Source organism: Mycobacterium sp. 4858 (genome assembly GCF_900240975.1).
Lineage (GTDB): Bacteria > Actinomycetota > Actinomycetes > Mycobacteriales > Mycobacteriaceae > Mycobacterium.
The window spans coordinates 46,130-64,275 of sequence record NZ_LT968775.1 but is presented as its reverse complement, the minus strand read 5'-3'; the positions used below and the strand labels follow the sequence as shown (position 1 = coordinate 64,275).

At 68.4% G+C, this 18,146-nt stretch carries 14 protein-coding genes; 8 read left to right on the top strand and 6 right to left on the bottom strand.

Annotated features, from left to right (window positions below; all coding sequences use genetic code 11):
- Window positions 1-7: 7 nt before the first annotated feature.
- The gene (locus C1737_RS00380; protein ID WP_067927964.1) at window positions 8-499 is read right to left on the bottom strand and encodes a carbonic anhydrase; all 492 of its coding nucleotides are present in this window, start codon (window positions 497-499) and stop codon (window positions 8-10) included.
- A 190-nt stretch (window positions 500-689) separates the two neighbouring features.
- Between C1737_RS00380 and C1737_RS00375 the strand changes: the two genes are divergently transcribed.
- From C1737_RS00375 to C1737_RS00360, 4 genes are read left to right on the top strand one after another with little or no spacing between them, the layout of a single operon-like run.
- Entirely contained in the window at window positions 690-1,667 is a 978-nt protein-coding gene (locus C1737_RS00375; protein ID WP_067927907.1) for an ABC transporter permease, read from the top strand.
- A complete protein-coding gene (locus C1737_RS00370) occupies window positions 1,664-2,590 on the top strand; it encodes an ABC transporter permease (RefSeq protein ID WP_068098312.1) in 927 nt (308 codons plus the stop codon). Before C1737_RS00375 ends, C1737_RS00370 begins: the two co-directional genes overlap by 4 nt.
- Window positions 2,587-4,425 carry an ABC transporter ATP-binding protein gene (locus C1737_RS00365; RefSeq protein ID WP_102416930.1) on the top strand — a complete coding sequence of 613 codons (1,839 nt, stop codon included), beginning with the start codon at window positions 2,587-2,589 and terminating at the stop codon, window positions 4,423-4,425. The genes C1737_RS00370 and C1737_RS00365 overlap by 4 nt, the downstream gene beginning before the upstream one ends.
- Before the next feature lie 25 nt (window positions 4,426-4,450).
- Entirely contained in the window at window positions 4,451-6,085 is a 1,635-nt protein-coding gene (locus C1737_RS00360; protein ID WP_102416929.1) for an ABC transporter family substrate-binding protein, read from the top strand.
- On the opposite strand, the gene C1737_RS00355 is transcribed toward C1737_RS00360, so the two are convergent.
- From C1737_RS00355 to C1737_RS00345, 3 genes are all read right to left on the bottom strand, one after another.
- Window positions 6,072-7,313, bottom strand: a complete 1,242-nt coding sequence (locus C1737_RS00355; protein ID WP_068098315.1) for an alpha/beta hydrolase — start codon at window positions 7,311-7,313, stop codon at window positions 6,072-6,074. The two genes, C1737_RS00360 and C1737_RS00355, sit on opposite strands and share 14 nt — an antisense overlap.
- Before the next feature lie 97 nt (window positions 7,314-7,410).
- Window positions 7,411-10,032 (bottom strand): ATP-binding protein, encoded by a 2,622-nt coding sequence (locus tag C1737_RS00350; protein ID WP_102416928.1) that lies wholly within the window; start codon window positions 10,030-10,032, stop codon window positions 7,411-7,413.
- Window positions 10,029-11,180 (bottom strand): exonuclease SbcCD subunit D, encoded by a 1,152-nt coding sequence (locus C1737_RS00345; RefSeq protein ID WP_102416927.1) that lies wholly within the window; start codon window positions 11,178-11,180, stop codon window positions 10,029-10,031. Before C1737_RS00345 ends, C1737_RS00350 begins: the two co-directional genes overlap by 4 nt.
- Before the next feature lie 181 nt (window positions 11,181-11,361).
- Between C1737_RS00345 and C1737_RS00340 the strand changes: the two genes are divergently transcribed.
- A complete protein-coding gene (locus C1737_RS00340; RefSeq protein ID WP_102416926.1) occupies window positions 11,362-12,735 on the top strand; it encodes an HNH endonuclease signature motif containing protein in 1,374 nt (457 codons plus the stop codon).
- 17 nt (window positions 12,736-12,752) lie between these two features.
- Window positions 12,753-13,253 (top strand): histidine phosphatase family protein, encoded by a 501-nt coding sequence (locus tag C1737_RS00335; protein WP_102416925.1) that lies wholly within the window; start codon window positions 12,753-12,755, stop codon window positions 13,251-13,253.
- A gap of 4 nt (window positions 13,254-13,257) precedes the next feature.
- Here C1737_RS00335 and C1737_RS00330 read toward each other — a convergent pair whose 3' ends face one another.
- Entirely contained in the window at window positions 13,258-13,800 is a 543-nt protein-coding gene (locus tag C1737_RS00330; RefSeq protein WP_067927043.1) for a DUF3558 domain-containing protein, read from the bottom strand.
- Window positions 13,797-14,309, bottom strand: a complete 513-nt coding sequence (locus tag C1737_RS00325; protein ID WP_369807509.1) for a DUF3558 domain-containing protein — start codon at window positions 14,307-14,309, stop codon at window positions 13,797-13,799. Before C1737_RS00325 ends, C1737_RS00330 begins: the two co-directional genes overlap by 4 nt.
- A gap of 181 nt (window positions 14,310-14,490) precedes the next feature.
- On the opposite strand from C1737_RS00325, the gene C1737_RS00320 reads away from it, so the two are divergent.
- Together C1737_RS00320 and C1737_RS00315 are read left to right on the top strand one after the other, a co-directional pair.
- Window positions 14,491-16,248 carry an ABC transporter ATP-binding protein gene (locus C1737_RS00320; RefSeq protein ID WP_102416923.1) on the top strand — a complete coding sequence of 586 codons (1,758 nt, stop codon included), beginning with the start codon at window positions 14,491-14,493 and terminating at the stop codon, window positions 16,246-16,248.
- Entirely contained in the window at window positions 16,245-18,143 is a 1,899-nt protein-coding gene (locus C1737_RS00315; RefSeq protein WP_102416922.1) for an ABC transporter ATP-binding protein, read from the top strand. The genes C1737_RS00320 and C1737_RS00315 overlap by 4 nt, the downstream gene beginning before the upstream one ends.
- The last annotated feature ends 3 nt before the right edge of the window (window positions 18,144-18,146 follow it).

Below are 18,146 nucleotides of genomic sequence, written 5' to 3'. Positions count from 1 at the left end.
ACTACTGCTAGACCTTGACTTCCTCGAGCTTCCCCGTCGCGACGTCGAAGACGAATCCGCGCACGGACTCGTGCTTGGTCACGAACGGGCTGTTCTCGATGCGCCGCAGCGACTGCCGGACGTCCTCGGCCACGTCGGGGAAGGCTTCGGGCGCCCACGGCGGCTTGACGCCGGTCTCCTCTTGAATGGCGCGCTTGAAGTCGTCGTCGGTGAAGGTCAGCATTCCGCAATCGGTGTGGTGGATCAGGATGATCTCCCGGGTCCCGAGCAACCGCTGACTGATGGCCAGCGACCGGATCACGTCGTCGGTGATCACCCCGCCGGCGTTGCGGATGACGTGGGCCTCGCCCTCATTGAGACCGAGGGCGCGGTACACGTCGAGCCGGGCGTCCATGCAGGCGACGACCGCGACGTGTTTGGCCGGCGGCATCGGCAGCGGGCCGTGGAAGCTGCTCGCATAGTGGGCGTTGTTGGCCAGGAAGTCGTCGGTAACCGTCACGCAAGCCTCCTCGGAATGTCGCAGCACTCGGAGTTGCTACCCGCATCGGTGCCGCGGTGATGTTAACAACGGGCCATCGTTCATTGACGCATGAAAATCAGCGGGATCACAAGGATCGACCGCCGAACCGGGCCGGTGCGGGCCGGAATCGTTAACCTGTCCCAATGCGGGTCGGGCGGTGCGATCGGGGATGATTCGCTTCTTGGCGCGCCGGTTGCTCAACTACGTCGTGCTGCTGGCGCTGGCATCGTTTCTCACGTTTTGCCTGACATCGGTGGCCTTCCGCCCACTGGACAGCCTGTTGCAGCGCAGTCCGCGGCCGCCGCAGTCCGTCATCGACGCCAAGGCGCACGCGCTCAACCTCGACAAGCCGATACCGATCCGCTATGCGCAGTGGGCCTCGCATGCCGTGCGCGGCGACTTCGGCAAGACCATCACCGGACAGCCCGTCGGCGCCACACTCTGGCGGCGCGTCGGGGTCACCCTGCGGCTCCTGGTCGTGGGGTCGCTGGCGGGCACGGTGCTGGGCATCGTGGCCGGGGCCTGGGGGGCCATCCGCCAATACCGAATGAGTGACCGCCTCGTCACGATGGCGGCGCTGCTGGTGCTGAGCACTCCGACGTTCGTCATCGCCAGCCTCTTGATCCTCGGCGCATTACGGGTGAACTGGGCTTTGGGCGTGCACCTTTTCGACTACACCGGGGAAACCTCACCCGGCGTGGAGGGCGGGGCCTGGCATCAGTTGGTGGACCGGTTGCGGCACCTGATCCTGCCCACGCTCACCCTGACCTTGGCGGCCGCCGCCGGGTACAGCCGTTATCAGCGCAACGCGATGCTCGACGTCCTGGGCCAGGATTTCATTCGCACCGCGCGCGCCAAGGGGCTCACCCGCCGGCGCGCACTGGTGAAGCACGGACTGCGCACGGCGCTGATACCGTTGGCCACCCTGTTCGCCTACGGGGTCGCCGGCCTGGTGACTGGCGCGGTGTTCGTGGAGAAGATCTTCGGCTGGCATGGCATGGGCGAATGGCTGGTGCAGGGCATCGCGACGCAGGACACCTACATCATCGCCGCCATCACGCTGTTTTCCGGCACGGTCGTGCTGCTGGCGGGCCTGCTCTCCGACGTCTTCTACGCAGCTCTCGATCCCAGGGTGCGGGTGTCATGACGGCCGAGCCCAAAGTGGAAGGCGCTCAGGGTATCTCGTCCCCGAAACCATCGGAGTTCACCTCGCGCCGCACCCTGGTGCTGCGCAGGTTCGTGCGCAACCGGTTGGCCGTCACGGCGCTCACACTGCTGGTGCTGCTGTTCGTCGGCTGCTACGCACTGCCGGGCCTGCTGCCGTATTCCTATGACGACCTCGACTTCGACGCGCTGTTACAACCGCCGAACGCCCGGCACTGGCTGGGCACCAACGCGCTGGGTCAGGACCTGCTGGCACAGATCCTGCGGGGCATGCAGAAGTCGATGCTGATCGGTGTGTGCGTGGCGGTCATCTCGACCGGCATTGCCGCCACGGTCGGCTCGATCGCGGGCTATTTCGGTGGCTGGCGGGACCGGGCGCTGATGTGGCTGGTCGACCTGCTGTTGGTGGTACCCAGCTTCATCCTCATCGCGATCGTCACTCCGCGAACCAAGAGCTCCGCCAACATCCTGTTGCTCGTCTTACTGCTCGCCGGCTTCGGCTGGATGATCAGCTCGCGCATGGTGCGTGGCATGACCATGAGTCTGCGTGAACGCGAATTCATCAGGGCCGCAAGGTACATGGGCGTTTCGAGCCAGCGGATCATCCTGCGCCATGTGGTGCCCAACGTGGCCTCGATCCTGATCATCGACGCCGCCCTCAACGTCGCGTCGGCCATCCTGGCCGAGACCGGGCTGAGCTTTCTCGGTTTCGGGATTCAGCCGCCGGACGTGTCGCTGGGCACGTTGATCGCCAACGGCACCCAGTCCGCGACCACCTTCCCGTGGGTGTTCCTGTTTCCGGCGGGGGTGCTGGTGCTGATCCTGGTGTGCGCCAACGTGACCGGTGACGGCCTGCGCGACGCGCTGGACCCGGGCAGCGGCATGTTGCGGGGCGGCACCCGTTGAACGCGCTGCTCGAGGTGGCCGACCTGGCCGTCAGTTTCCCGACGGACGGTGACCCGGTGACCGCGGTGCGCGGCATCAGCTACAGCATCGCCCCGGGCGAGGTCGTGGCCATGGTCGGCGAATCCGGTTCGGGCAAGTCGGTTTCGGCGATGGCGGTGGTCGGTCTGCTACCGGAGTACGCGCGGGTGCGCGGCTCGGTGCGGTTGCACGACACCGAGTTGCTGGGCCTGGGCGACGACGCGATGTCGCGGTTCCGCGGCAAGGCGGTCGGCATGGTGTTCCAGGATCCGATGTCGGCGCTGACGCCCGTCTACACAGTCGGGGACCAGATCGCCGAGGCGATCGAAATTCACCAGCCGCACGTGGGCAAGAAGGCCGCCCGCCGCCGCGCGGCGGAACTCCTCGACTTGGTCGGTATCGCTCAGCCCGACCGGCGTGCCCGCGCGTTTCCGCACGAGCTGTCCGGCGGCGAACGGCAGCGGGTGGTCATCGCGATCGCGATCGCCAACGACCCCGACCTGCTGATCTGCGACGAACCCACCACCGCGCTCGACGTCACGGTGCAGGCGCAGATCCTCGAGGTGCTCAAGACGGCGCGCGACGTCACCGGCGCCGGCGTGCTGATCATCACCCACGACCTGGGCGTGGTCGCCGAGTTCGCCGACCGGGCGCTGGTCATGTACGCGGGCCGGGTCGTCGAATCCGCCGGGGTGCACGACCTGTACCGCGATCGCCAAATGCCCTACACCGTAGGCCTGTTGGGCTCTGTCCCGCGGCTCAACGCCGCGCAGGGCACCCGGCTGGTGCCCATCCCGGGCGCGCCCCCGTCGTTGGTCGGACTGGAACCGGGCTGCCCCTTCGCGCCGCGCTGCCCCCTCGTCATCGAGGACTGCCGCGCGGACGAACCGGACCTGCTCCCCGTCGGCGCCGGTCACCGGGCGGCCTGCATCCGCACCGACCAGGTCAACGGACGCACCGCCGCGGAGATCTACGGTGTCAACACCGAGGCGCATGCCCCCGCGTCCGGCGACTCGTCGGTCGTCGTGCGGGTGCGCGATCTGGTCAAGACCTTTTCCCTGACCAAAGGTGTGGTGTTGCGCCGCAGCGTCGGCGAGGTCCGCGCGGTCGACGGCGTCAGTTTCGAGTTGCAGCAGGGCCGCACCCTCGGCATCGTCGGCGAGTCCGGCTCGGGCAAGTCGACCACGCTACACGAAATCCTGGAATTGGTTGCGCCGCAGTCTGGTTCGATCGACGTGCTCGGCACGGACGTGGCAACCCTGACCGCGTCGCAGCGGCGATCGTTGCGGCGCGACATCCAGGTGGTGTTCCAAGACCCGGTGGCGTCACTGGACCCCCGGCTGCCGGTGTCCGACCTCCTCGCCGAGCCGTTGCTGGCCAACGGCTTCGGAAAGAGCGAGACCAACGCGCGCGTCGCCGAGCTGCTCGACATCGTGGGACTGCGCCGAGCGGACGCCGCCCGATATCCCGCCGAGTTCTCCGGCGGGCAGAAGCAGCGCATCGGCATCGCGCGGGCGCTGGCGTTGCAGCCCAAGATCTTGGCCCTCGACGAGCCGGTCTCCGCCCTGGACGTCTCGATTCAGGCCGGCATCATCAATCTGCTGCTCGATCTGCAGGAACGGTTCGGCCTGTCGTACCTGTTCGTGTCCCATGACCTTTCGGTGGTCAGACACCTCGCGCACCAGGTCGTGGTCATGTATGCCGGCACGATCGTGGAGCAGGGCGACAGCGGGCAGGTGTTCGATAACCCGCGGCACGAGTACACCCGGAGGCTGCTGGGGGCCGTGCCACAACCGGATCCGAGCAGACGTGTCTAGGCGGGTCGCGACGGCGATCGTCGTTATGGTGCTGACGGTGTCCGGTTGCTCGCCGGCAATCAACCTGGCGCCCGAAAGCGGCCACAGCGCGGAGATCGGCACCACCAGCGACATCAACCCACAGGACCCCGCCACGCTGCGAGACGGCGGCAGCCTGCGGCTGGCGCTCAGCGACTTCCCGCCCAACTTCAACATCCTGCACATCGACGGCAACTCGGCCGAGGTCGCCGCGATGATGAAGGCCACCCTGCCCCGGGCCTTCGTCATCGGCGCGGACGGCTCGACCACTGTGGACACCGACTACTTCAGCAGCGTCGAACTCACCGGGACCGCACCGCAGGTGGTGACCTACACGATCAACCCGCGCGCGGTGTGGTCCGACGGCACACCGATCACGTGGGAAGACATCGCCAGCCAGATCCACGCGTTGAGCGGCGCCGACAAGACGTTCGAGATCGCCGGGCCCAGCGGCGCGGACCGGGTCGCGTCGGTCACCCGGGGTGTCGACGACCGGCAAGCCGTGGTGACCTTCGCCAAGCCGTACGCCGAGTGGCGCGGCATGTTCGCCGGTAACGGCATGCTGCTGCCCAGGAGCATGACGGCCACGCCGGAGGCGTTCAACAAGGGCCAGCTCGAGGGGCCCGGCCCGTCGGCGGGCCCCTTCATCGTCACGTCGCTGGACCGGACGACACAGCGGATCGTGTTGTCGCGCAACCCGAAATGGTGGGGTGCCCGGCCGCGACTGGACAACATCACCTACCTGGTACTCGACGACGCCGCGCGGCTGCCGGCCCTGCAGAACAACACCATCGACGCGTCCGGCGTCGGTTCCGTCGACCAGCTGACCATCGCGCAACGCACGAAGGGGATCTCGATCCGGCGCGCCCCCGCGCCCGCATGGTCTCACTTCACCTTCAACGGCGCCCCGGGATCGATCCTGGCCGACAAGGCGCTGCGCCTCGCGGTGGCCAAGGGCATCGACCGCCGCACCATCGCCAAGGTCGTCCAATACGGCCTCACGAGCGATCCGGTGGCGTTGGGCAACCACATCTACGTCGCCGGGCAGAAGGGCTACCAGGACAACAGCGCGGTCGTTCCCTATGACCCGGAGCAGGCCAAGCGGGAGCTCGACGCCCTGGGCTGGAAGCTGAATGGCCAGTTCCGGGAGAAGGACGGTCGCCCGCTGGTCATTCGCGATCTGTTCTATGACGCCCAGGGCAGCCGGCAGTTCGCCCAGATCGCCCAGCACAGCCTCGCGCAGATCGGCGTCAAGCTCGAACTGGTGTCCAGGTCCGGCAGCGGGTTCTTCACCAACTACATCAACGTCGGGGCTTTCGACATGGCCCAATTCGGTTGGCTCGGCGACGCTTTCCCCCTCTCGGCGCTGACGCAGATCTACCTGTCGGGCGGGGAGAGCAACTTCGGAAAGATCGGCAGCCCGCAGATCGACGCGGCGATCGAGCGGACCCTGCAGGAACTCGACCCCGCCAAGGCGCAGGCGTTGGCCAACGATCTCGACAGACTCATCTGGGCCGAAGGGTTCAGCCTGCCGCTCACGCAGTCGCCCGGCGACGTCGCGGTCCGCAGCACGCTGGCCAACTTCGGCGCCGCCGGTCTAGGCGACCTGCGCTACACCGCCATCGGGTTCATGCGCGGGTGATCCGGCGCAGCCTCGCGGGGATCGGCAGGGCGCCCTCGACGAGGGCGGCCACCGCGATCGCTTTCCACAGCAGGCGCAGCTCCGGGCGCTCCGGAAGCGCGTCCAGCGCCGGTGCTTTCGCGGCGAGCCCCTCGAGCCCGCCCCGCCATACCGCTCGCGCGATCTCGATCGCTGCGGGCTCGCGAAAGTCCAACGCGCTGTGCGCCATGCTGGGCAGCTTCAACAGCACCGCGTGGGGCAGCAGCGCGGCGACCCGCTCGGCGACCGCCGGTGGAGTGATGAGGTCGCGGCCACCGGAAACCACCGCGGTGGGCCAGCCGAAATGCGGCATCTCGGCCGCCAGGTCGTAAGGCTCGTCCTCGAAAGTCGCCGTCTGGGTGCGCGCTTCGCGTTCGGCCACGGCGGGGTCGAGCGGTAGGCCGTCGGGTTCGGCGGCGTAGTTCAGCTCGCGGAACGCGATGCGGCTCACCAAGTCTTCCTCGTAGCGAAACGGCAGGTTGCTCAGCGTGGCGAACCGGGATAGTAGCCACCACAACAGCTTTCGGCCATCCAGCAGTAGGTCGAGTTGCCGCTCGAGCAGCTCGGCACCGCCGTACCCGTAGATCGTCGCCACCACCTGGGTGGCCGCCGCCGTCATCACCCCCGCGTCAACGAGTTTGCGCATTTTGGGCGCCAGCGCGGCGGTTTCGGGGCTGTCGCCGCGGAGCAGGAGCCGACGGATCGCGCGACGGACGATCACGATGTCATGCCGCGACAGCAGCGGCGAATCGAGGATCATTGCCCGTACCCGGCCCGGATGTTGCACGCCGAACCCGGACGCGATGTACGTGCCGTACGACGCACCGTAGATGACGGCCGAGTCGACGCGGGCATCGTCGAGCACGGCGGCGATGTCGTCGACGACCTGATTCACGGTGATCGCTTCGGGGGGCAGATCCTCGCCGGAGTCGTCGTGGCGGGACATGCCCACTCCGCGGTGCTCGATCATGATGACGTCCAGGCCGGCCGCGGCCGCGCGACCCCGCAACCCCCGATACATCTGCACCGAGGCCACCCCGGGACCCCCCGGGATGATGACCAGCGGGTGCGCGGATTTACGCCCGGTGCGCACGTAGTACAGATCAAACTCTTCGCGGCTATCCGGGGAGATCGGCCGACGCACGGGCCGCACACCGGGCAATGCCGCGAGCTTCTCCTGCACCCGGCGCCGCTTCGCATTCATCGTCATCGGTGTCGGCCCGCCATGGTCCCATTCTGCCGGGGCCCTCGCCGGGCACCATCGCAGCGCTCCCCGCGCGACGCTTGGCGCACCTGTGCGCGCAGGTCTAGGCGCTGAGGTCGATGCGGTGCGCGCCCTTGACGCCGTCATACCGGTCGGGGCTGCAGGTGAGCACGATCACCTGCCCGTGCGTTCCGACCGTGTCGAAGACCTCCCCCATCTTGGCCAGCCGGTCGGGATCGGTGAAGCCGAGCGCGTCGTCGACCACCACCGGAACGGCGTCCTCCTTGGCGACCAAAGCCGCGCCCGCGAGCCGCGCCAGGATGGCGAGTTGTTCTTTGGCCCCGCCGGACAGTGATTCGTAGGGCACCGTGACGCCGTTGAGCGTGCGACTGCGGATGCAAAGGTCGCTGTCGATGTCGACCTCGAACGTGGGCCCGAACACCGGGCGGCCGAGCCGTTGCAGCTCGGCGCGATAGGGCTCGACGTACCGCTGCCGGGTGGTGTCGCGGTGGCGGGTCATGACCGAGCGCAGCAGCCTCGCGGCCCTGGCCCGGCCGCCAACCCGGATGTGCTCGCCGGCCGCGTGCTCGCGTTCGGATTCCGCGGCGTCGAGCTTGCCCTGGCGGCCCTCGCTGCCGAACACCGACAGTTCGATGGTGACCTCGCGCAACGCGCGGGCGGCGTTCTCGTATCGCTCCCGGAGTTCCTCTGTTTCCTGTGTGGCAGCGGTCAATTCGGCATGCACCGCGTCCGGACTCGCCGCCGCCAGTCCCTCGGCGAGCTCGGCGTGACGAAGCTCAGCGGCCCGCGCCGCTTGTTGCGCGGCGTCGGCCGCCGACGCGAGGTCGTCGTCGCCGGCCGATGCCCGCTCTCGGGCCAGCCTATCGGTGGCCGCGGCGAGTTCACCGCGCTGGGTCTCCAGCGTGTTCTGGAGAACGGTTGCGCGGGTGGCTAATTCGGTGAGCCGGGCGGCGGCGGCGGTGGCGTTCCGGCGGCGGTCGTCGCAGTGCGCAACCGCGGCCAGACGCGTGGTCTCCAGCGCATCGAGTTCGGCGCGGGCGGCGTCGACGTCCGCAGCGGGAAGTTCCACCCCGGACGGTTGGCCGATACGCAGCTCTGCGAGCCGGGAACGCAGCTGGTCGATCTCTTCGTCGCCGCAGAGGCCGGCCAGGGTGGCACTCAGCTGGTCGCGGCTACCCTGCAGCTCGCGGCGACGGCGATCGGCGGAGCGGGCGGCCGCGAGGTCGGCTACCCGGCCCTCTGCCAGCGCGGCGGCCAACTCTTCGTGTGCTGCAGCGTGTTTCGCCTGGACATCGAGCGTCGTCGCGCCTGGAGTGATCCGCGCAGTCAGGACCCCGGGGACCTGCACGGCGGTGGGTCCGGTGGTCGTGAGGGACCAGGTCTGCCCCTCGGCCAACGAGACCCGCTGGTCGCCGACGGCGAGTTCCACGTCCGCTGTGGCGGTGAACTCGACGACGGCGGACGTCGATGCCAGCTGGTCGCCGGTGCGATCGACCGCCGCGGCGGCGTCCTCGATTCGTCGCAGCAGCTGTTCGGTGACGGCGACATCGGAGAGCGCGGCGCACACGTGGTCGCGGTCCTGCTGGATGGCCTCGATCTTGGCCAAGCGGGCGCTCAACCGGTCGGCCTCCTCGCGGTCGGCCAGCGCAGCGACGGCTCGGCGGGCGGATTCCGCGCGGTCATGCAGGTCCGCAAGCGCCTCGGTGGCCTTGCGGGCCGCGATGTCGGCGGCCTCGGCTTCGACGTGCGCGGCCGCATGCTCATCGGTCGCTTGTTGCGTTTGAGCCTCGACGGCCGCGACACCGGCTGTGCGGACGTCGATTTCGGCGAGCAGTTGCAGCCGTGCATGGTGGGCGACCGCCGCCGCGGCGCTCGTAGCCGCCGCGGCCGCAGCGATCAACTCGGCCTCGCGCGCCTGGCCGGCGAGTTCGTCGATCTGTTCCGCGGCCTCCCGGGCGGCGGCGAGGCGCGGTCGGGCCGCGATGCGACGCTGCGACAACTCGGCGACCTGTTCGGTCAACACTGCATGCCGGCACACCCGCTCGTCGACCTCGGCCACCGCCGCCGCGCACTCCGCGACCGCCGCCTCGGCGTCTGCCAGCCGGGTGATCGCCGCGGCCCATTCACCCGTCGGGCGCCCGGTGGGAGTGAAGTAGCGGCCGTATTCGGCGTCGATTCGCTCGATGAGCAGCGGCTCGGTGCCGGAAAGCGCCCCGGTGTCGCCGGCCGCCACATCCAGCGCGCGCGAGAGCGCGTCACAGCCCGACAAATCCACCGCCGCGGTCGACGCTGACTGCAGCACCCGTTGGGCGTGCCACAGATCGCTGTCCACCGTCTCGGCCAGCATGGCGCGGACGCGTTCGTGCGCCTCGTCGCCGGTGAGCTGTTCGCGGTGCGGCGCCTGGATCGTCAGCTCGGTTTCACACTTCTTGTGAAAACGCTTGCGGTATACGAATCGATAAGGGCCGCAGCTTAATTCGGCGCTCACCTCGGAGCCGACGTCACTGTTGGTGGGTTTGACCTGCTTGACTTCCTTCTTCGTCGAACGGTCCCTGGACTCGAGCAGTAGGTCCAGCGCCTCGATCATGGACGACTTGCCGATTTCGTTGGCCCCGCACACCACCACGACGCCGTGGTCGGGGAACTCGATCTCCCGGTGGGCGATGCCGCGGTAATTCGTCAGGACCAGGCGGTGCAACTTCATGCGGCGCCCCGGTCGGTGAGGCGCAGCAACAGCGCCAGTGCCGCCTGCGCGTCGACGGCCGTCTCGGAGTCGCCCTCGCGCGCCGTCACCACCAACTCGTCGACCGCCGCGGCCGCGAATCCCCCGATACCGAGATCGCTGAATTCGCCGTCGGCCGGAATGACCGCCAGATCGGTGTGGCGGTCCCACAGGCCGAGCCAGGCGTACAACCGCGCGTACTTGTCCAGGCAGGCATCGAGCGCGGCGCGGTCGGTGACCGTCAGTGATCCGGTGAGCGCCAAGCGCACCACCGTGCGGTCCTTGTCGGTCATCAGGTCCAGGTTCATGTCGAGGTCGACGATGTCGCGGCGGGTATCGACCTGTCGATGCAACGTGACGAACCGCCAGCGGCCGACATGCCGCGATTCCACCTTGACGGCGCGGTTCGGGTCCGTTTCGTCGATGTCGACGATGAGGACGTGGCCAGGGTCCGATTCCACGTCGTCGAAGTTGGTGACTTCCGGCGCCCCGGAGTACCAGACCCGGCCGGTGTTGCCGACGCGGGTGCGCGAATGCTTGTCGCCCAGTGCCGCGTAGTGCACCGTGCCCGTCGCCAGCGCGTCGTCGAGGGCGGTGAGCCGGATCACTGAGGGCTTGTCCCGATCAGGGTCCAGAACGTCGACCCCGCCGTGCGCGACGAGGATCCGGGTAACGGGTTCCGGGGTCAGCGCCTCGAGGACGCCGGCGACCAGGTCGGAGGTGGGGGCTTTGGATCGCCATGGCGCGGCGACGATCTCCAGCCCGGGCCGCACGTGGTGAACGCCGGCCTGGTCAAGCACGATCACGTTCTCGGGGCGTTCGGCGGTGAACAGCGCGCTGGTGTAGACGGAGGAGGCATCGAGCGGATCATGGTTGCCTGGCAGCAGGTAGACCGGAATCCCGATGGCGCGCATGGCTTCCAAGGACTGCCCGACAACCCGCGGGGGAAGCTGATTGTGTTCGAAGACATCTCCGGACACCACGACGAACTCGGCGCCCACCTCCGCCGCCAGCGCTCCCAGACCGGCCACCGCGTCACGCCGGGCCGCAGAGTAGCGCGGCTGGGCGTCCCCGGCCAGGAAGTGCCGGGTCATGCCGAGCTGCCAGTCGGCGGTGTGCAGGAATCGCATGTCGGCGGCCCCCTTTCGGATTGCGTGGTTACAGGGCATCGCGAGCTTATGTCCGCGCACCGACAAGACGCGGGACCTCGACCGGCAGGTCTCCGAGCGGCTATTTTGCGGATTTTTTTGAGTGTGCATCTGTGGCGGTTTCGAGCCGATTTTTGTCGGTGGGGGTGGCTAGTTTGGCGGTGTGAGTCCAAGTAGTCATCCGGATGTCGACGCGGTGTTCGACGACCTCGATGCGGTCTTGGCCCGCGCCCGGGCGTTACCGGTTGACGCGATGAACGTCGCACAACAGCTGGCGATGCTGGAGCGCTGCGAGAAGGCGCGCCGCCAACTGCCGGCCATCGAACACCCGGTGATCAACAACCTGGCCCGCCAAGCCACGCCAGAGGAGTTGGGCGGCACGCTGCCGCACGCGGTCGCCGAGGCCACGCTGATCAGCCGCGCCGAAGCCTCCCGGCGGGTCAAAGAAGCGGTGGATTTGGGGCCGCGGCACGGGTTGACCGGCGAACCGCTGGCGCCGATGCTGCCGGCCACCGCCGCCGCCCAACGCGACGGACAACTCGGCGCCGGCCAGGTGGCGGTGATCCGCCGCTTCTTCCACCGCCTGCCCGGCTGGGTGGATGCCGCCACTCGCGAGGCCGTCGAGGCCGACCTGGCCGCCCACGGCACGCAGTACCGGCCCGAACAACTCGCCGCACTCGCCGAGCACATCGCCGACTGCCTCAACCCCGATGGCACCTACCGCGACGAGGACCGCGCCCGACGCCGCGGACTCACTTTGGGCAAGCAAGGCCCCGACGGCATGTCCGAACTGCGCGGCCTGCTCACCCCCGAGGCCCGCGCCACCGTGGAAGCGGTCCTGGCCAAACTCGCCGCACCCGGCATGTGCAATCCGCTCGAGGACACCCCGTGCGTGGACGGCGCCCCCAGCCAAGAGGCCATCGACCGCGACACCCGCAGCACCGCCCAACGCCACCACGACGGCCTGCTCGCTGGGCTGCGCGGGTTGCTGGCCTCGGGAAAACTCGGCCAGCACAACGGCTTACCCGCCTCCATCATCATCACCACCACCCTGCAAGACTTGGAGGCCGCCTGCGGCACGGGGCTCACCGGCGGCGGCACCCGGCTCCCCATCAGCGACGTGATCCGCCTGGCCCGCCACGCCCGTCACTATCTGGCCGTCTTCGACAACGCCAAACCCCTGGCGCTCTATCACACCAAACGCCTGGCCTCCCCGGCTCAGCGAATCATGCTCTACGCCAAGGATCGTGGTTGCTCGGCGCCGGGCTGCACCGTGCCCGGCTACCTGTCCGAGGTCCACCACGTCACCGACTGGGCCAAGTGCCGGCGCACCGACATCACCGGCCTCACCTTCGCCTGCGGACCCCATCACCGCATGCTCAAACCCGACGGCTGGACCACCCGCACAAACACCAAGGGCCACACCGAATGGATCCCCCCACCCCACCACGACCGCGGCCAACCCCGCACCAACACCTACCACCACCCCGAAAAACTGCTCCACCACGACGACGACGATGACGACGACGCGGCCTAGGGGTTAGCGTGGCTCCCGTGAAAGATCAGCGCACATTGCTGTTGATGCGCCACGCGAAATCCGACTACCCGCCCGGGGTCGCCGACCACGAGCGGCCGCTGGCGCCCCGCGGCGTCAAGCAAGCGGGACTCGCCGGCGATTGGCTGCGCGCCAACGCTCCAGCCATCGACGCCGTGCTGTGTTCCACCGCAACCCGTACGCGGCAGACGTTGGCCAACGCACGAATCGACGCGCCCGTGCGCTACAGCGAGCGGCTTTACGGCGCCACGCCCGGCATCATGATCGAAGAAATCAACACGGTCGGCGGCGAAGTCGAGACACTGCTGGTCGTCGGTCACGAGCCGACGATGTCGGACCTGGCTCTCGGCCTGGCCGGCAGTGGCACCGACTCGGCTGCCGCCGAACGGATCTCGGCGAAGTTCCCGACGTCGGCGATCGCGGTGCTGACCGTGCCGTTCGGGTGGAAGGACCTCGAACTCGGCCGTGCCGCCCTGATTGGCTTCGAAATCCCGCGCTGAACTGCTACGAGTTCGTGGCCAGCGTCAGCTCCATCAACTTGAGCGCCTGACCGCACGCGTCGATGCCCGGCGCCTGGGGGTTGACCCACCACCCGACCACGCCCGCGGCGTCGCTGGCCACTCCGCACGCGCCGTTCGGGTCATCCGGCCGCATCACGATCGAATCGATCCCGGCGATGTTGCGGGACTCGACCTTGTACTTCAGGAAGTCGGCGACCTTGCGCTCGTTGCTGAGGCTGCCCTGCTCGAACCAGAACCGGGTGATGTCGATCAGCCCGGCGGGGTTGGCCGCCTGCCACCGGCAGATCGCGCCGACGAACGTGCTCTGGATGTCGAGCGGGTCGGCACCCACCGTCTTGGCCAGGATGTCGCTGGTGAGCACCTCACACTCCTTGAGCAGGTTCGGATACTGCTGCTGGGAGTTGTTGTTGCGGGTCGGGCCGCCCGCCTTGACGGCGTTGCCGGCGACGGACCTCGAACAACCCGTGATGACCACCAGGGCAGAGATCAAGATGGCCACAACCGCGCGAACGCTTCTCGTGGTCATTTCGAGTTCGCAATCGACTGACGCGCCAGCTCCTTGGCGATGTCGCAGGGCGGCGGGAACGGCTTTTGGCTGAAGCTGATCGACCATTCGAAGAAGTCGTCCTGGAATTGAATGCCCACCTCGCAGAGTGAGTCCCCCAAATTCGGCTCGTTGCCGATGGCGATGAACCCGCTGTGACCGTTGATGTTGATGTCGTCGACGCTGGCGCGCGACAACTCCTCGGTCTTGCGTTCACGTCCGATCGGGCTGCCGCGATACCAGGAGAAGGAGAAGTGCGGACCAAGGATGCCGCCGCCCGCCAGCCATTGGCAGCCGACCGAGTTCCGGGCGGTGTTGATCAGGCCCGTCACCTTCGTCAGTTCCGCCACGGTCTGATCGGTGATGCCCCCGCACTGGGGGAACATCGGGCCGTGGTGGCCCTCCGCGTTCCCCGGCGCCGACGACGACGTCGCACCTGGCTTATTGCCGCCCGAGTCGGAGCACGCCGCCACCGTGAGCACCAGGACCATCAAGGCTGACGCCGCGGCGACGAGCGCCCTCGCGTTACGCCGCACCGCTACCCTGCTCTTGCTCAGCCTGCTCCCGGTCCACACGATGCACTGTAGCGGCAGCTCAGCGGGTCAACCACCGACGCGCCTGAGCAGGCGTTTCAGTTACACCGCCGGACGCGCCGTGTGCGACAGTTACGAAATGCTCCTGGCACTGCTGCGCCAGTACATCCGGCCGTACCGGCGGCTGGTCGCGGTGCTGATGGTGTTTCAGGGCATCAGCACCCTGGCGTCGCTGTACCTGCCGACGGTCAACGCCGCGATCATCGACGAGGGCGTGGCCAAGGGCGACACGTCCACGATTGTCAGGCTCGGCATGGTGATGCTCTCGGTCACCGGGCTGCAGGTGTTGTGCGCGGTCGGGGCGGTCTACTTCGGGTCGCGAACCGGGATGGGCTTCGGTCGCGACCTGCGCGCGGCGGTGTTCGAACACATCACGACCTTCTCCGAGCACGAGACCGCCCGCTTCGGCGCGCCCACGCTGTTGACGCGGAGCACCAACGACGTCCGCCAGATCCAATACCTGGTTCAGATATCGAGCACCGTGCTGGTCACCGCGCCCATCATGTGCGTGGGCGGAATCCTGATGGCCATCCACCAGGAGGCCGCGCTGACCTGGCTGCTGCTGGTCAGCGTTCCCATCATGGCGTTGGCCAACTACTGGGTGATGGCACACATGCTGCCCCTGTTCCGCAGGATGCAGGGCCTGATCGACGGCATCAACCGGGTGATGCGCGACCAGCTGTCCGGCGTCCGCGTCGTGCGCGCGTTTGCCCGTGAACGCTATGAGCGCGACCGGTTCGCCCGCGCCAACGCCGCGCTGTCGTACACCGCGCTGACCGCCGGGAACTGGCAGGCGGTGATGCTGCCGGTGACCACGTTGACCGTCAACGTGTCCAGCGTCGCGCTGATCTGGTTCGGCGGGCTGCGCATCGATCGGGGCCAGATGCAGGTCGGCTCGTTGACCGCGTTCCTGGCGTACTTCACCCAGATCCTCATGGCGGTGCTGATGGCCACGATGACGCTGGTGGTGCTGCCCCGAGCATCCGTGTGCGCCGAACGGATCACCGAGGTGCTCTCCACCCGGGCCGCGGTGACCGATCCGCAGCGGCCGGTGTTCCCGGCCGGCGGGATCACCGGGGTGGTGCGCCTCGACAGCGCCACCTTCACCTATCCGGGCGCCGATCGCCCCGTGCTGCAGGATGTTTCGTTGACCGCACATCCCGGCACCACCACGGCCATCGTCGGCAGCACCGGGTCGGGCAAGTCGACGCTGGTGTCGTTGATCTGCCGGCTCTACGACGTGACCGGCGGCGCCGTGTTGGTCGACGACATCGACGTCCGCGACTACCACACCGAGCGACTGTGGTCGGCGATCGGGCTGGTTCCCCAGCGCGGCTATCTGTTCTCCGGCACCGTCGCGGACAATCTCCGCTACGGCAAGGCTGACGCGACCGACGAGGAAATGTGGGAAGCGTTGCGGGTGGCCGACGCCGACGGATTCGTGCGCGCACACGACGACGGGCTCCGCATGCGGGTGGCCCAGGGCGGCATCAACTTCTCCGGCGGTCAGCGGCAACGACTGGCGATCGCCCGCGCGGTCATCCGCCACCCCGCCATCTACCTCTTCGACGACTCGTTCGGCGCGCTCGACGTCCACACCGACGCACGGGTCCGCGCGTCGGTGAAGCAAATAGCGGCCGCTGCCACCGTCATCGTTGTCACCCAACGCGTTTCGACCGCCGCCGAGGCCGACCAGGTGATCGTTGTCGACAACGGGAAACTGGTGGGCAGCGGCACGCACGACTCGCTGCTCGCCGACTGCCCCGCCTACGCCGAATTCGCCGACTCGCAGTCGGTGAGCGCGGTGCAATCCGGCCAGGCCGGGGGCGCGTCATGACGGCGCCGGCCACCCGCGGTTTGGCCCCGGCACCGGCCGGGCGGTCCCGTGACTTCTGGGGGTCGGCCACCCGGCTGGCGAAAAGGCTTGCCCCACAACGCCGGCTCAGCGTCGCGGTGATCGGCCTCGGGATCACCGGTACGGTGATCGGGGTCATCGTCCCGCGCATCCTCGGCCACGCCACCGACCTGCTGTTCAACGGCGTCATCGGGCGACAGCTCCCCGCGGGCATCACCAAGGCGCAGGCCGTCGCCGCGGCCCGCGCGCGGGGCGAGGGCACCTTCGCCGACCTGCTGTCGGGAATGAGCGTGGTGCCGGGGAAAGGCGTGGACTTCGGCGCGGTGGCGCGAACGCTGGCGCTGGCGTTGGGCCTTTATCTGGTTTCGGCACTGTTGATCTGGGCCCAGGCGCGGCTGCTCAACGTCACCGTGCAGCGCACCATGGTCGCGCTGCGTTCGGACGTCGAGGACAAAATCCACCGCCTGCCGCTGTCCTACTTCGATGGGCGCCAACGCGGTGAGCTGTTGAGCCGGGTGACCAACGACATCGACAACGTGCAGTCGTCGCTGTCGATGACCATCAGCCAGTTGGTGACGTCGATCCTGACCGTGGTGGCGGTGCTCGCGATGATGGTGTCCATCTCGCCGCTGCTGGCGCTGATCACCGTGGCGGCGGTGCCGCTGACCCTGCTGGCGACACGCGCGATCGCGCGGCGCGCACAGCGCCTGTTCGTGGCGCAGTGGACGAGCATCGGTCGCCTCAACGCCCACATCGAGGAGACCTACAGCGGCTTCACGGTGGTCAAGACGTTCGGCCACCAGGCCGCGGCGCGCGGCCACTTTCGCGACTGCAACGACGACGTCTACCAGGCGAGTTTCGGCGCGCAGTTCTTCTCGGGCCTCGTGGCGCCCGCGACGGGGTTCATCGGCAACCTCGGCTACGTGGCCGTCGCCGTGGTGGGCGGCCTGCAGGTGGCCACCGGCCGCATCACCCTCGGCGGCATCCAGGCTTTCATCCAATACGTCCGGCAGTTCAATGCCCCTCTCGGCCAGGTGGCTGGGATGTACAACACCCTGCAGTCCGGGGTGGCCAGCGCCGAGCGAGTGTTCGATCTGCTCGACGAGCCCGAGGAATCGCCGGACGCCGAGGCCACCCTGGCCCTGCCCGGCGCGGCCCCCACCGGCCGAGTCGAGTTTCAGCACGTCAGCTTCGGTTACCGCCCGAACACCCCGGTGATCCACGACCTGTCGATGGTGGCCGAGCCCGGAACCACGGTGGCGATCGTCGGGCCGACCGGGGCCGGCAAGACCACCCTGGTGAACCTGTTGATGCGGTTCTACGACGTCGATTCCGGCCGGATCCTGGTCGACGGCACCGATATCACGACCGTGAGCCGGCAGTCGCTGCGTTCGCGGATCGGCATGGTGCTGCAAGACACCTGGCTCTTCGATGGGACGATCGCGGAGAACATCGCCTACGGGCGGCCCGACGCCAGCGCTGATGAGGTGGTGCGGGCCGCGAAGGCGGCCTACGTCGACCGGTTCGTGCACACCCTGCCAGCTGGCTACCAGACGCGGGTCAGCGGCGGCGGCGGCAACATCAGCGCCGGCGAGAAGCAGCTCATCACCATCGCCCGCGCATTCCTCGCCCGGCCCCGGCTGTTGATCCTCGACGAGGCGACCAGTTCGGTCGACACCCGAACCGAGGCACTCATCGCCCGCGCCATGTCGGAGCTCCGCCGCGACCGCACGAGTTTCATTATCGCGCACCGGCTTTCGACGGTCCGAGAGGCAGACCGCATCGTCGTGGTCGAGGCCGGACGGATCGTCGAACAGGGCAGTCACGCCGAGTTGCTGGCCAGGCGGGGCGCCTACTACGCCATGACAAGGGCATAGCCA